This window comes from Microcoleus sp. Pol1C5, assembly GCF_036701115.1.
In the GTDB taxonomy this organism is placed as follows: domain Bacteria; phylum Cyanobacteriota; class Cyanobacteriia; order Cyanobacteriales; family Microcoleaceae; genus Microcoleus.
On the sequence record NZ_JAUBQE010000007.1, the window covers coordinates 135960 to 149815 of the forward strand.

At 44.2% G+C, this 13856-nt stretch carries 13 protein-coding genes; 9 read left to right on the forward strand and 4 right to left on the reverse strand.

Going from position 1 to position 13856, the window contains the following annotated elements; translation table 11 throughout:
- The first annotated feature begins 189 nt into the window (after positions 1-189).
- A complete protein-coding gene (gene psbM, locus QUA23_RS06215; RefSeq protein ID WP_015177760.1) occupies positions 190-303 on the forward strand; it encodes a photosystem II reaction center protein PsbM in 114 nt (37 codons plus the stop codon).
- A gap of 120 nt (positions 304-423) precedes the next feature.
- Here psbM and QUA23_RS06220 read toward each other — a convergent pair whose 3' ends face one another.
- Positions 424-1275 carry a universal stress protein gene (locus QUA23_RS06220; RefSeq protein ID WP_333074400.1) on the reverse strand — a complete coding sequence of 284 codons (852 nt, stop codon included), beginning with the start codon at positions 1273-1275 and terminating at the stop codon, positions 424-426.
- Between the two features lie 141 nt (positions 1276-1416).
- Here QUA23_RS06220 and QUA23_RS06225 point away from each other — a divergent pair, with 141 nt between their 5' ends.
- From QUA23_RS06225 to QUA23_RS06240, 4 genes are all read left to right on the forward strand, one after another.
- Positions 1417-1917, forward strand: a complete 501-nt coding sequence (locus QUA23_RS06225) for a thioesterase family protein (protein ID WP_333074403.1) — start codon at positions 1417-1419, stop codon at positions 1915-1917.
- 142 nt (positions 1918-2059) lie between these two features.
- A complete protein-coding gene (locus QUA23_RS06230) occupies positions 2060-3121 on the forward strand; it encodes a DMT family transporter (RefSeq protein ID WP_333074405.1) in 1062 nt (353 codons plus the stop codon).
- Between the two features lie 22 nt (positions 3122-3143).
- Positions 3144-4319 (forward strand): D-alanyl-alanine synthetase, encoded by a 1176-nt coding sequence (locus QUA23_RS06235; RefSeq protein ID WP_333074406.1) that lies wholly within the window; start codon positions 3144-3146, stop codon positions 4317-4319.
- Positions 4320-4509: 190 nt separating this feature from the next.
- Positions 4510-7365: a right-handed parallel beta-helix repeat-containing protein gene (locus QUA23_RS06240; RefSeq protein WP_333074407.1), complete on the forward strand. Its 2856-nt coding sequence runs from the start codon at positions 4510-4512 to the stop codon at positions 7363-7365.
- A 30-nt stretch (positions 7366-7395) separates the two neighbouring features.
- Here the strand turns inward: QUA23_RS06240 and QUA23_RS06245 are convergent, their stop codons facing one another.
- The 3 genes from QUA23_RS06245 to QUA23_RS06255 all read right to left on the reverse strand — a co-directional run bounded on the left by QUA23_RS06245 (position 7396) and on the right by QUA23_RS06255 (position 9787).
- Complete coding sequence (locus QUA23_RS06245; RefSeq protein ID WP_333074409.1) at positions 7396-8352, reverse strand: DUF6282 family protein; 957 nt, start codon at positions 8350-8352, stop codon at positions 7396-7398.
- Between the two features lie 68 nt (positions 8353-8420).
- A complete protein-coding gene (locus QUA23_RS06250; RefSeq protein ID WP_333074411.1) occupies positions 8421-9326 on the reverse strand; it encodes an alpha/beta hydrolase in 906 nt (301 codons plus the stop codon).
- 14 nt (positions 9327-9340) lie between these two features.
- Positions 9341-9787, reverse strand: coding sequence for a SufE family protein (locus QUA23_RS06255; RefSeq protein ID WP_333074413.1), 447 nt, complete (start codon positions 9785-9787; stop codon positions 9341-9343).
- A gap of 155 nt (positions 9788-9942) precedes the next feature.
- Here QUA23_RS06255 and QUA23_RS06260 point away from each other — a divergent pair, with 155 nt between their 5' ends.
- The 4 genes from QUA23_RS06260 (at position 9943) to QUA23_RS06275 (ending at position 13724) form a co-directional block, all read left to right on the forward strand.
- Positions 9943-10497: a methyltransferase domain-containing protein gene (locus tag QUA23_RS06260; RefSeq protein WP_333074414.1), complete on the forward strand. Its 555-nt coding sequence runs from the start codon at positions 9943-9945 to the stop codon at positions 10495-10497.
- 48 nt (positions 10498-10545) lie between these two features.
- A complete protein-coding gene (locus QUA23_RS06265; RefSeq protein ID WP_333074415.1) occupies positions 10546-11538 on the forward strand; it encodes an iron ABC transporter permease in 993 nt (330 codons plus the stop codon).
- Between the two features lie 174 nt (positions 11539-11712).
- The gene (locus tag QUA23_RS06270) at positions 11713-12498 is read left to right on the forward strand and encodes an ABC transporter ATP-binding protein (RefSeq protein ID WP_333074416.1); all 786 of its coding nucleotides are present in this window, start codon (positions 11713-11715) and stop codon (positions 12496-12498) included.
- Positions 12499-12818: 320 nt separating this feature from the next.
- Positions 12819-13724 (forward strand): ABC transporter substrate-binding protein, encoded by a 906-nt coding sequence (locus QUA23_RS06275; protein WP_333074418.1) that lies wholly within the window; start codon positions 12819-12821, stop codon positions 13722-13724.
- Positions 13725-13856 lie beyond the last annotated feature (132 nt).

Genomic DNA, 13856 nt, shown 5'->3' on the forward strand with positions numbered 1-13856 from the left:
TTGCCGATCTAGGAAAAGAAACTTGGTTTCTAGGACAAATAAGAGATTGGGCAGCAAGGCATCCAGCCAGAAAGAGGGTTTCGACGCTTGTCGGTAAGCTCTTCTTCTGTCTTCGAGTTTGCCTTTTGCCTTTGAGTGATATCCTAGTTGTGTGTGTTTTTCTATTTTCCGATAGAGGCGAGCGTCTTCATGGAAGTTAACGATTTAGGGTTTGTGGCAACCATTCTGTTTGTATTGGTTCCCAGTGTTTTTCTAATCATTCTGTACATTCAAACAGCTAGCCGTCAAGGTAGAAAAGATTAGCAACTGCTGCTATTTCTGTCTGGCTTTGCTGCTTGCAAAAAAAAGCGCCAACAGCTTGTTGCTGAGGCGCTTTTTTTGTTAACTGTTGAGTTTTAGCTGCTAACTCTTAACGATGAGATTCTAGCCGACTGTGCGGGCTAGCAAGACGGGACAGTTGGCATAAACTCGCACGTAGTCTGATAGCGAATTTCCCAGGAGTCGATCGATATCCACAAAGTTTTTGGCAACGTTGGGTCGCCGATCCGGGGAACCGAGCACCAACAAGTCCGCATTCAAGTCGTCTGCAATTCGACAAATTTCTTCCCCTGGCTTGCCTGTAGCACTAACGCAGCGGTAGCTAACTCCCATTTGTTTCGCTAGTGCTACTGCCGGGGCCAATACGGGGTCTTTTTCAGCACTTGCTGTTAAATCTGTGTTGGCTTTTCCCGTCAAATCTTTGGTGACGTGTACTAAAATTATCTCTCCGCCACTGACTTCTTTGACCAAAGATAGTGCAAGCTGTAATGACTGTTTGGCAGCTTCTGATTTGTCTACCGCCACCATGACGCGCTTGATTTTTTTGACGTAGATGTCGTCTTTTACTAACAGCATCGGTCGGGATGTTAGCTGGAAAACGTACTGGCTGACGGAGTTTTCCAAAATCGATTGCAGCCGTCCGAGTCCCCGGGAACCCATAATTACTAAGTCGGATTGTTCTTCTTCTGCGACTTGGCAAACTGTGGTTTTCGGGTCACCCTGTTTGAGCCGAGGATTGACTCTGCTGGGATCTATTTTCAAAGACTGAACTGCTTGTGCTAAAATCTTTCCTCCTTCTTCCAATTTCTCGGCCATGCCATCGGAGGTTACTTGGGGCGGCACAACGTGCAAGACGGTGACAGAGGTTTGTTGCAAGGAAGGGATGTCCATCAACATATTAAACATCTCTTCGCACAAGCCGCGACCGGCTACGGCTACTAAAATTTTTTCTATCATGGTTTTGGCGGTAAAAACAGTTGAGTTTTCTTGTGCGACGTTACACTAGGGCGTTGGTACTCTAGTTTCTTACTGTCAAGCATAAGCCTGAAGTTTGTCTTATGATTTGTAGAAATGTAGCGTTTTGGAACGATTTGTAAAGTGTTAGAGAACGATCGAACTCAACCAGAACTCGCACCGGCTGGTGCTATTCAAAATCGGCGCGGGATGGACTCTGAGGGCTGGTTTGAATATTTGGTGCGAGTGTATCCTCACCATACTGACTACAGCGGTGTGGTTTGGCACGGGACTTATATTGCTTGGATGGAGGAAGCTAGGGTGGAAAGTTTGCGCTCTCTCGGCATCGAGTATGCAGACTGGGTGGCGCAGGGTTTGGAATTGCCCGTGGTGGAACTTTCGCTGCGCTACCACCGGGCTGTACAAATGGGTCAATCTGTAGCAGTCAGAACGCGGATCGCTGCTACCGAGGGTGTGCGGCTGCTTTGGGATTACCAAATTCGATCGGCTGAGACTCAGGAGTTATATGTGACAGCACAGGTAACTTTGGTTGGTGTCGATCGCGACAAGAACAAGATTATCCGGCAATTGCCACCGGCACTAAAGGAGGCTTTAACAAGGCTTTCTGTTAAACCTTCAACCTAAGCTGCTGTTAGCTATAAAAAATAGTTGGTGCAGCCCTAGTAAGTAGAGTGCGTGACTTTTGAGTCACTCCATTCGTCGCCCAAATTTTATTTGGTCACGCACCCTACACAACTGCCATCTGCCTTCATTGGAACTTTTAATAATGTCAAAAAAACTGGGATTGCCAGAGCCAAATATTGAACTTCAGCGCAATATTTTGGAAAAAACAGAGTTAAACTCTGTCTTAAAAACTGAAGACAAAACTATTGTTTCGGGAAAGCCGGACAGTTTAAACAACGGTGAATTAGCTGAAAGTCAAGGCAAAATTTGGGCGATCGCATCGCTGTCGGCGGCGCTGCTAGCGGTGTCGCTGGCTGCAATTTTTATTAGGTTGAGCGAACGGGAAATCAGCCCGAATGCTACTGTTTTTAACCGTTTGTGGATAGCAACTGTAGTATTTGGAGTGTGGAATGGTGCGGGTGCTGCGCGTCGCCGAATGTCTGGGGCACAAGTTGAAGAGCGATCGAACTACACTCTGCAGGATGTGATGCTGTTAACAGCGGTAGGCGTGGTTTCTTCTGCTTCTGTGGTTTTCTGGGCCTGGTCACTGAGTCAGACTAATGTCGCTAATTCTACTGTACTGCGAAACTTAACTCCTTTATTTACTACTTTGGGGGGATGGCTCCTGTTGGGGCGGCGCTTTGACAACAGGTTTTTGGTGGGACTGGCGGTAGCTTTGTGCGGCGCAATTGCGATCGGCATGGACGATTTGCAAGCTGCGAGACAGAATTTTGCCGGTGACATTGCTGCTCTTTTATCGGCGATGTTTTATGCAGGAAATCTGCTAATTTCAGAACATTTGCGAACCAAGTTTCCGGCCACAACTATATTGATATGGCGATGTTTTATTGGCACTATATTGGTTTTGCCATTGGTTCTGCTTGCGGGCGATCGAGTTTTCCCTTGTTCTTGGCAGGGATGGCTGACTATAATTGCTTTGGCGGTGATTTGCCAAGCTTTCGGTCAGGGACTGCTTATCCACAGTCTAGGTCGTTTGTCCTCGGAATTTGTAGCTTTTTTCCTGCTGCTAGAACCCGTAATTACGGCTCTTATGGCTTGGGTGCTGTTTTCAGAAAGTTTGAGCTTGTTTAATTGGTTTGCTTTCTCTGTGGTTTTGGCTGGAATATATTTGGGAAAATCTAGCGGTTCGGTCGCTAAGAAATGAAACAAAAAGGAAAAATACTTCAATGATTCCCCGATCAATTAGCCTGAATCGCTGGCATTATGACTTTAGTTTGCTGCCTCAATATTTGGAGGTACTCTTTGCTAAATTGCGGATTGCTGTGGTGTTCGGCGGCGACTGCGAGCGACCTGGTTCTGTGATTTACAAAACTCACAATCCCCGCGCTTGGAAGAGTTACGAAGTCGTCGCCCGCGAGATTGCTAAAGCATTAGCAGAAATTGGCTTTCAGCAAGTTTTTGTCATACCTGACGACATGAAGTTACCGGAACAACTGAAACAAAAAAACATTCATTTAGTGTGGCTGAATACTGGCGGAGTCCAGGGCTACAATCCTGTTTGTCACACTCCCGCGTTGTTGGAAATGTTGGGAATGCCTTATGTCGGTCACAATCCTTTAAATAGTTCAACTTTAGATAATAAACACGCTTTTAAACGGGAACTGCAATCCGTAGGAATTAAAACCGCTCCGTTTATGACTTGGCATCCTTCTCAAGGAATTTTCAACCCTAATTTGCACGAGCGTTTTGCCATTGCTTTTGGTTACTATCAAGGGCCTTTTGTTGTTAAGCCAGTATCCGGTCGCGCTTCGCTGCACGTTCATTTTGTAGACAAGGTTGAGGGTTTGTCTCAGGCGGTTTCGGAAGTTAACCGAGCCACTCACAATACTGCTTTACTTGAAAAGTATTTGCCTGGACGAGAATTTTGTGTAGCGGTTTGTGGCTATGTTAAATATGCTAAAGGCGGTTTCTCTAAAAATACAAAACCTTTTGCTTTTTCCACGATAGAGCGCGTGCTGGAGCCTGACGAACGTATCTTTACTTCTATGGATCAAAAGGCGATTACGGCCGACCGAGGACGGTTGATGGGCGGTGAGGAACCTGAACTAAAACAAGAGTTAATTGAGTTAGCTAGAAAAATTTATTGGGAGTTTAGTTTGAACAGTTTGGTGCGGATTGATGTCCGAAGTGATGCTGATGGCTCACTGTATGTTTTGGAAGCAAATCCGAAACCGGATCTGAAACATCCAGGGGAAAATGTGACGAGCTTGGTAGCTTTAGGTTTGGCGGAATACGGGATGAGTTATAACGATTTAATTTTTAGTTTACTGGCGGATAGGTTGGATTATTTGTTGACTCAGCATATCGAAATTATTCCTCATATTGTGGATTTGCTTCATTAATCGGACTTGCAGGGTGCGCCCAGCGCACCTTACCTGTAAACAAAAGGGATTTGTAAAGAAATATAAATTGTTGAGCCAAGTGAACACAGGCTGGCAAGTTGTGATAGCTTTGAGTAAGATAGCGATTTGTAGATGTCCATTTTTCTGTCAGCATCAAAGTCACTCAATTTATATTAATTAGATAAAACAAATGCAAGCATTACTTTTATTTATAGGATTTGGAGGCGGGGCATTAGTCTGCTGGCTAATTTTGAATAAGCGAAATTCACGCAATTTGGTGCGGATGAAGAGTTCGCAGGAGGCTATATCAAATTTGGCGGCTCAGTTGGATGCCCGAAATTCGGAATTGCGGCAAAAGGTTGAGAATGAAAATAAGTTAAATTCTGAATTATCCCAGTTGCAAAGTCGGTTTGAGGCTGTGACTCGCGAGCAAGATATTTTAAAAAATCAAGTGTCGGAAATGGAAGAATTTTTGGCAGGAATTGCCCAAGATCGATCGCAAATTGATGCTCTGATTGCTGATTTGCAGTTTCAGCTAGAAAATGCTCAACAAGCTGAGTCGCAGTTAGCAGAAGTGGCAGAACTTAAAGATCAGTTAGAAATTGCAGAGCAGGAGCGATCGCAGCTTAACGCTCAATTGCTGGAAATGCAAGCAGAGTTAGAGGCGGTTGATGCACAACGTTCTCAATTTCAGGCTCTGCTGTCGGAATTTGAGAGTCAGTTGGAAACGGCTAGCCAAAGCAGATTGCAGGTACAGTACCAGTTGTCGGAAATTCAAATTAAGTTCGATCGCTCGATTGAAGAGCGGGAGCAACTTCAGTCTCAACTGTCGGGTTTGCAAACTCAACTGCAATTAGTCGAAGCAGAGCGATCGCAATTTACTTCGGAATTGTCAGAGCTACAAGCTCAATTGGAGAGTGCAGAGGAAGAACGCGAAATACTTAACTCTCAATTGCAAACCGCTCGCGAACAAGCACAGCAACCTCCATTTGAATTATTAGAACTGCAAAGACAGTTAGAAGCTGCTAATCTGGATAAAATGCAGTTAAACTCTCAAGTTCAGGAAGTACAACTTCAATCCGAAATGGTTGTTTTAGAGCGAGAGAGACTGCTGGCTAAGTTGTCAGAGTTGGAGTCTCAAATACATCACAAGGAGGGAGATAGCTCGCAACTCCAATCTCAGTTATCAGAATTGCAAGCTCAATTAGAAACTGCTAACACAGAACGATCGCACCTTTATTCTCAATTGTCGGAATCCCAAAGTCAAATCGAGACAGCCAACCAGAGCCAAACTCAACTTCAATCTCAAGTATCCGACTTAGAATCTCAGCTAGATAGCCTGCGTCAAACTCGCTCTGAATTAGAATCTCAGCTAGAAACAGCTAACACAGAACGCTCGCAACTTTATTCTCAACTCTCGGAAATTCAAAGTCAAGCCGAGACAGCAAACCAGAATCAAAATCAACTTCAATCTCAAATCTCGGAGTTAGAACACCACTTAGAAAGTGTGCGTCAAAATCGCTCTGAATTGGAATCTCAACTCACTTCTCAAATCTCGCAATTGCAAAGTCAAACCGAGACAGCAAATCAGAATCAAGCTCAACTTCAATCTCAAATCTCCGAGTTAGAACAACAGTTAGAAACTGTGCGTCAAAGTCGCTCTGAATTGGAATCTCAGCTCACTTCTCAAATCTCGCAATTGCAAAGTCAAATCGAGACAGCAAATCAGAATCAAGCTCAACTTCAATCTCAAGTATCCGAGCTAGAACATCACCTAAATAGTGTGTATCAAACTCGCTCTGAATTAGAAGTTCAGCTAGAAACAGCTAACACAGAACGATCGCACCTTTATTCTCAACTCTCGGAATTCCCCGCTCAAATCGAGACGGCCAATCAGAATCAATATCAACTTCAATCTCAAATCTCCGAGTTAGAACATCAGTTAGAGAGTGTGCGTCAAAGTCGCTCTGAATTGGAATCTCAGCTCACTTCTCAAATCTCGCAATTGCAAAGTCAAATCGAAACAGCTAATCAAAATCAAACTCAACTTCAATCTCAAGTATCCGAATTAGAAAATCAGTTAGAAAGTGTGCGTCAAAGTCGCTCTGAATTGGAATCTCAGCTAGAAACTGCTAACAGAGAACGATCGCATCTTTATTCTCAACTCTCGGAAACTCAAAGTCAAATCGAGAGAGCCAACCACAATCAAGCTCAACTTCAATCTCAAGTATCCGAGTTAGAACACCAGCTAGAGACAGTTTATCAAGAACGCTTGCGGCTAACATCGCAACTTTCCGAAGCGGGCGATCGACAATCTGAGCATTTTGACTCGGAATCAAAGCAAATTGAAGCATCTACTTCTAATCCCAAAGTTTTGAACAGTCAAAAAATTGTTGTTTCTCAGCAGGGTCAAGGCGATTATACTACTATTAGCGAAGCGCTGAAAAATGCAGCACCGGGCACGCGGATTGACGTGCATCAAGGCGTTTACCGCGAAAGTTTAATTCTCGACAAATCGGTAGAAATTATCGGCAGCGGAGAGGTCGATCGCATTGTGGTTGAAAGTATCAACTCAAACTGCATTAAAATGGCAACTGACCGTGCTTTAGTGCGGGGCTTAACGCTGAGCGCGACAGGGAAATATTACGCTGTAGATATTCGCAAAGGCGAGTTAATTATAGAAGACAGCGATCTCACTTCTGCGGACTATTCTGTGGTGGGAATTTGCGGTCCTGATGCAAATTCTATTCTCCGCCGCAGTCAAATTCATGATGGGGTATGGAACGGAATTTTTATATCGGATAATGCGAAAGCAACGGTGGAAGATAGCAGTATTTTTGACAACGGCAGTTTGGGAATAGGTGTCGGATTGGGAGGAAAATTGATAGTGCGCCGGTGTAGGATTAATGGTAATGAAGGTGAGGCGATCGGCATTTACAGAGATGGCATTGCTACGGTGGAAGATAGCGATTTAACGGGCAATGCTGGGGGTGCTTGGCGCATTGCAGATAACGGATACTTGAGCGGCAAAGGCAATCAAGAATAGTCATGTTTGGTGCACCGCTGCACCAAACGCCTAAATTCCTAACAAACGAGCTGGATTTTCCTTCATCATTAAATCAATTTCGCGCTGAGAAATGCCTCCGCCCATCAATTTTTTCACAAATAACTTGTAGCCTTCTGCGGGTAAAGGATCGGGTTTTCTTCCCAAATCTGTGCTGAGAACAAAATGCTCGGCTCCGATTAGTTTAATCGCTGCTGCCATCTTACTAATAGAAACTTGATGCCAGTTTTTGTGTCCCTCATCAGCGGCATTTTCTCCCATCAAATCGTTGACAAATGCTAGTTCTAGAAAAGCTCCCCTCTGGGCGGCTCTTTGCATATTTTCTAGGGACAAACCGGGTACATCTGCCATTGCGTGGGTAATCAGGATGTTCTTAATGTTGAGAAGATTGGCTGCACCGACAACCGCCATCACTTCTTCTGAGGAAATATGACCGGTTTCCAATACCAAATTCTCTTTTGCTACAATCTTTAACACCGCTGCTGTTTCCGCTAAAACCTTGCCATTTTCCGCAACTTTAATGCCACTTCCTGACTTGTGAAAAACCTGCAAGTGATGCTCAGAATCAACCGTTGGCAGCCACACTACTTTACCGTATTTGCCCCCGACGCGGTGCATTGCATCTACAGCGTCGGGATTAATGCCACCGACAGCATGATTGAGAACAACTCCTCCGAAAACTTCGATTTCTGGTACTATTTTATTAACCAAAACTGCCCGTGCTGCTGTGCTGGCATAATGATTTTTCAATACAACAGCTTTCATCTTCGCACTAGCAGCTAATTTCGCTACCTCAAAATCGTCTAGCCTACGGGGAATCACATCAGGAGAAGAATGGATGTGAAAGTCGATCGCACCTTCGATCGTACTCTTTTGCAAATTGACCATCGGCGAATCTCCGACAGCATAAACTGGCAGACAAAACCAATAGCAAACAATCCAAACTAACGTTAAAAAAACAGCTTGCATTCATCTCCTCTTCCCTTCTCCCCTCTGCGTTCTCTGCGCCCTCTGCGGTTCATTCCCTCTTAATTCTCTCACATAAAAGATTTAACCGCATTTGCCAAAGCTTCTGCATTCTCTTCGTGCATACCCAAAGAACCAGGAATAACTCGCGATTCAACACCCGGTAATTCCGTTAATGCTTCCATTTCAGCCTTTGATTTGGGCGGCGCATTCTCAGCAATTACAACCATCACCGGCACTGCTAATTGTTGAAAATTATCTGTAAATTCCGATCGCACTTTTGCCGGATCTAAACCACCCGTCACAAAGGCAGCGGGACCGTAGCGAGCACCGGGTTTTTGCGTAATTTTCCACTTATTTTGAATGAAGTCGGGCGTGACTTTAGCTGCATCGACGTAGACGTGACGCCGATACATCAAACTGAGGAAAGACGGCGCAGTGTTGAGTTTGTATAGGAATTGTCCCAGTAAGGGCGATCGTACTAATTCTCTCACAATTCCATGCCACCCGCTTTGCTGTTTGCTCATCGTCGGCAAAGGCCCGCGCCAAGTCGGCGCAGCTAACACAATCTTTGACCAAACATTCGGCTTTGATTGCGCTAATTGCATCACATAACCCGCAGCGTGACCTGCTGCAACTACAGCAACCGGACTATTAAAAATTGACTCAACAAAATCTTTCAGAAATTGATGGTACAATTGCGGTTGATAGTCGGTTCGCGGGCGATCTGATTCGCCAAAACCCGGCCAATCTAAGCTCACAACTTGAAAGTTAGAAGCTAACAATTCTGCTAAAGGACGCATTTCTTCTCGCGTGGAAACTGTACTGAAAGCAGGCAGCAGCAATACAGGATTTCCTTCTCCTCTGGTTTCGTAAATAACTTTGATTTGCGTTTCTTTCCAATTCCAGAGATATTCTTGAACTGCGGCGGGATAGTTGCCAGAACCTGATTTTGTTAAATTTGTAGTTTGAGTCATGGCTGTTTATTCTTTTAATTTGCTTCCGCTTGCTTGGTCAATTCACAAGCAAGTGCCTTATTTTTCATCATTTGAAAGATGTTGTAAAATCCGTTAGCGCGGGAAGGTGTCAGACTCACATTCAATCCCGTGTCTTGAATAAAATCTGGGGTAATGATGACAATTTCAGCAGGCGTTAATCCGCTCAAACCTTCCACCAGCAAGCCAACTAATCCTTTGACTAACTGAGCGTCTGAATCGCCTTGATACAATACTTTTCCGTCTGCCAAATTTGCAGTAATATAAACTTGCGACACGCAGCCAGAAACTTTGTTTTCCGGCACTTTGTCGCTTTCGGGAAATGCTGGGAGTCGCTTGGCATACCACAGCAGTTGTTCGTAGCGCTGTTTTGGATCGGAATGTCGCTGAAAGCGCTGAACGATTTTAGCTAGGGCTGGGGGTAGCGCGGTGTTTGCGGACATGATTCACTGGTAGCGGTTTACTTCGTTAATATTATACATTTAATTTTGGCGGCGGGTGCGATCGCCTGCTCATCTGCTCCCACTGAAGCCGTCTTCAGGTGAATAGGTTATTGTTATTGTAGTTAACGAGTTCGAGCGTTCAAAACGGAGGAAATATGGTATTTAGTCCTGTTAATGAAGATTGGTGTCGAGTCGTAATGAACCGCGAAACGCGCAGAATTGTTAAAAGCTTGCAGCCAGAGGGCTTGAATGTATTAGAAATATCCGGCAATAGTTGGGGTAATTGGGAATCTTTCAAAAGCTATAAATCACTTAAGTATCCCGATTTTGATATTTGCAAGTCTTGCCTCGATGAAACATTTGATTTGATAATTGCCGAGCAGATATTTGAACATTTACTTTGGCCTTACCGTGCTGGAAAAAATATATATAGAATGCTCAACAACAAGGGATATTTTTTAATAACCACACCATTTTTAATTCGCATTCACGAGCATCCTACAGATTGCTCTCGCTGGACAGAAACTGGCATCAAATACTTGCTTGCTGAATGCGGTTTTAATTTAGAAAGCATTCAAACAGGAGCCTGGGGAAACCGAGCTTGTGTGGTGGCAAACTTTGCCAGGTGGGAGATTTACAATGCCTCCATTCATTCGCTCACAAACGAGCCGGATTTTCCCTTGGTAGTTTGGGCGATCGCGCAGAAATAACTCCGCAAAAAGACGATTTTATCAAAAAGCAAAGCGGTATAATATATTGTGAAAAAAATCTGGCTACAACATCGCATTTTTCCGGCAGTTGTCTTCTTAGGATTGGGTTTGCTGTTAACCATCGCCCTTTCGCTTTCTTTTGGTGCGGTATCCATGAGTGCCGATCAATTGTGGCAAGCATTTCTGCACCGAGGTGATGCTGTCAATCAGACTATTTTATGGGAATTGCGTTTGCCCAGAGTTGCGGCAGCGCTGACGGTTGGTGCGGCTTTAGGAATGTCGGGGGCTTTGCTGCAAGGTTTGCTCCGCAACGGTTTAGCAGATCCTTTTGTATTAGGAATTTCGGCGGGTGCGGGGTTGGTTGCGATTACCATGCTGACTTTGGGAATATTTCAAACTTGGGTGCCTTTGGCGGCTTGGATAGGTGCTATTTTAACTTCAATGCTGGTCTACTTTTTGGGAAAAACTAAAACTGGCATTTCTGTGGAACGTTTGGTTTTAGCTGGTGTGGCTGTGAGTTCTCTGTTTGGGGCAATACAAACTACACTGTTGCTGTTAGCTGAAGACAGCCGTTTGCAAGCTGCTTTGAATTGGTTGATCGGTAGTTTAAACGGTCGCGGTTGGTCGGATTTGCAGGTGGCTGCACCTTATATTTTGACTGCTTTGCTGTTAGGATGTTTTTTAGGGCGATCGATAAATTTGCTGGCTTTGGGCGACGATTTAGCTGTTGGTTTGGGGGTTTCGCTGGTACGATCGCGCTTGTTGATTGGGGGTGTTGCTACTTTGTTAGCTGCGAGTGCTGTCAGCATCGGCGGATTGATTGGTTTTGTGGGATTGGTTGTGCCTCACGGGGTGCGTTTGTTGGTTGGTAATGATTATCGGTTTGTGTTGCCGCTGAGTGCGATCGGCGGTGCTTGGGTGTTGACTTTTGCTGATTTTTTGGCTCGTTTGGGTGCGGTAGAATTGCCTGTGGGTACGGTGACGGCTTTGTTGGGTTCTCCCCTGTTTGTCTGGCTGCTTTATCGGCGTTCTAGTTATTAATAAGAAGGAAGAAGGAAGAAGGAAGAGGGAAGAAGGAAGAGGGAAGAGGGAAGTTCGGCAACGGATTATGTAACGGATGTCAGGAAGAAGGAAGAAAGATGAAGGAAGAGGGAAGAAGCAAGACGCAAAATTAATTACCGATTACCCATGCCCAATAACCAATAACAAAATATAATGTCTTTAGAAATTCAAAATTTAACTGGGGGTTACGGCGAAGTTACGATCGCCCACAACATCACTTTATCTTTGCAACCAGGTGAGTGGTTGAGTCTCATCGGTGCCAACGGTTCTGGTAAGTCTACTTTTTTGAAGTTAGTTAGCCGCATCCTAACTCCGCAGCAAGGAAGTGTCTTGCTTGATGGCAAAGCAATTCATACTCAACCTGCGGCTGTTGTCGCTCAAAAATTAGCGATTTTGCCGCAGCAGCAAACAGTACCAGAAGGTTTGACGGTAAGGCAATTAGTTAGTTTGGGGCGTTCTCCTCATCAGGGTTGGTGGCAGTGGGAATTGAGCAAGGAAGATGCCGAAAAGGTGGAGGTTGCGATCGCTCAAACTGGGATTGAGGATTTTCGCGATCGCCCCGTCGAACAACTCTCAGGAGGCGAACGCCAGCGCGCTTTCCTCGCCTTAGCGTTGGCTCAAAACCCGCAAGTTTTGCTATTAGATGAACCTACTACTTATTTAGATATTTGCTATCAGTTGCAATTGTTAGATTTGCTTAACAAATTAAATATAGAACACAAATTGACGATTATTACGGTGTTGCATGAAATTAATTTAGCTGCTAGGTACAGTTCGCGCATTGCTATGTTAAATAAAGGGGAACTTTTTTGTGTAGGAACTCCCGCACAAGTTTTAACTCCTGATAATTTAGCTAAGACTTTTGGCGTAGAAGCTATCATTTTAGAAACTTCTGTAGGCTTGCAGATTTGTGCGCTCGCTCCTACTCTTCACACTTAATAAATTTATACAAACCATAAGCTAACCATCGCACTAAGTTCTCAATTTATTCAGAATTATTTCAATTAACTTCTTCCCGCAATCTGCTATTCTATCTGACTGCTACAGGCTTTAAACTATTGCCTAGTCTTGACTCCCAAGCGTCGAATAAAACTTAAGAGATACTTAAAAAATCCGAACTCAGGCAATAAATGCGGTTTGTTATACAAAATATCTAGTAAACTATTGATATTTAAATCATTAAGCGCTCAAGTGCGATCGAACTTCCCGTCAATTCTGCCTCAACCTGGTCTAAACTCGCTGTAACTCCCGCCTAAACTATGTACAAAACTTTGTTTTCTCGTACCGCTATCCTGTTGCTGAGTTTAGCATTTACCGCTTGCTCCGCCACCACTTCACCCCAACTTCAGCAATCAACTCCTGCTGGTTCGCCAGTTAATCAACCACAAACAACTAACAGCGAATCAGCACAAAAAGTTGTAGCTTTAACACCTTTAACCGCCGATATTATCCATCAACTCGACCCAACCAAACTTGTAGGAATTCCCGGCAGCGCATTAGTCAGCAGCAACCCTAAATTTACAGGGATTACCGCAGTCACTGCCGAACGCACCCCTCCTAATTTGGAAAAAATCATCGCATTGAAACCGGATTTGGTGGTAGGTGCGTCGGGATTTCACGACCAAACAATGCAAAAATTGCAACAGCTTGGAATTAAAACTTTACTCACTCAAGTTGATAGCTGGAAATCCCTAGAAGAGTTAACCACTACTTTAGCTAAATCCCTCAATACAAATCCCGAACCTCTGTTAAAACGCTACCAAACATTTTTATCAGAGATCCCAAATCAAAGCCCCGCCACTTTAGTTTTGGTAAGCAGACAACCGATTTTATCGCCCAATCAAAGCAGTTGGGCTGGAGATTTGCTGGGTAAGTTTAACGTGAAAAATGTCGCAGCCCAATTGCAAGGAGATAGCCCCGTTCGAGGCTACGTGACGCTTTCAGCGGAAAAGGTTTTAGAGGCTAATCCCGAAGTTATCATTGTAGTCGATCGGGGAGAAGGAATTTTAGACCAATTTAAATCTGATTCATTTTGGAATCAACTAACAGCCACAAAAAATAATCGAGTTTACGTTTTTGACTACTACGGATTGGTCAACCCAGGAAGTATCGAAAAAATTGAGCAAGCAACTGCTCAACTTAAACAAGTTCTGGCTAAAAAGTAGAGACCCGGTTTTGAGAGATAAAAAAACTCTAGAAATCCTGCAACAAATTGACTACAATTTTTCTAAATGTGAGAAAGCTAAAAGCACTCAAAAGCGCGCAGCGATCGGAAACCTGGTTTTTAACCCTGACTT

What these genes read in the sequence shown, in the direction of transcription:
- psbM (WP_015177760.1), top strand. Translation starts at nt 190, where the DNA reads ATGGAAGTTAACGATTTAGGGTTTGTGGCAACCATTCTGTTTGTATTG.
- QUA23_RS06220 (WP_333074400.1), bottom strand. Translation starts at nt 1,275, where the DNA reads ATGATAGAAAAAATTTTAGTAGCCGTAGCCGGTCGCGGCTTGTGCGAA.
- QUA23_RS06230 (WP_333074405.1), top strand. Translation starts at nt 2,060, where the DNA reads ATGTCAAAAAAACTGGGATTGCCAGAGCCAAATATTGAACTTCAGCGC.
- QUA23_RS06235 (WP_333074406.1), top strand. Translation starts at nt 3,144, where the DNA reads ATGATTCCCCGATCAATTAGCCTGAATCGCTGGCATTATGACTTTAGT.
- QUA23_RS06240 (WP_333074407.1), top strand. Translation starts at nt 4,510, where the DNA reads ATGCAAGCATTACTTTTATTTATAGGATTTGGAGGCGGGGCATTAGTC.
- QUA23_RS06245 (WP_333074409.1), bottom strand. Translation starts at nt 8,352, where the DNA reads ATGCAAGCTGTTTTTTTAACGTTAGTTTGGATTGTTTGCTATTGGTTT.
- QUA23_RS06250 (WP_333074411.1), bottom strand. Translation starts at nt 9,326, where the DNA reads ATGACTCAAACTACAAATTTAACAAAATCAGGTTCTGGCAACTATCCC.
- QUA23_RS06255 (WP_333074413.1), bottom strand. Translation starts at nt 9,787, where the DNA reads ATGTCCGCAAACACCGCGCTACCCCCAGCCCTAGCTAAAATCGTTCAG.
- QUA23_RS06260 (WP_333074414.1), top strand. Translation starts at nt 9,943, where the DNA reads ATGGTATTTAGTCCTGTTAATGAAGATTGGTGTCGAGTCGTAATGAAC.
- QUA23_RS06270 (WP_333074416.1), top strand. Translation starts at nt 11,713, where the DNA reads ATGTCTTTAGAAATTCAAAATTTAACTGGGGGTTACGGCGAAGTTACG.
- QUA23_RS06275 (WP_333074418.1), top strand. Translation starts at nt 12,819, where the DNA reads ATGTACAAAACTTTGTTTTCTCGTACCGCTATCCTGTTGCTGAGTTTA.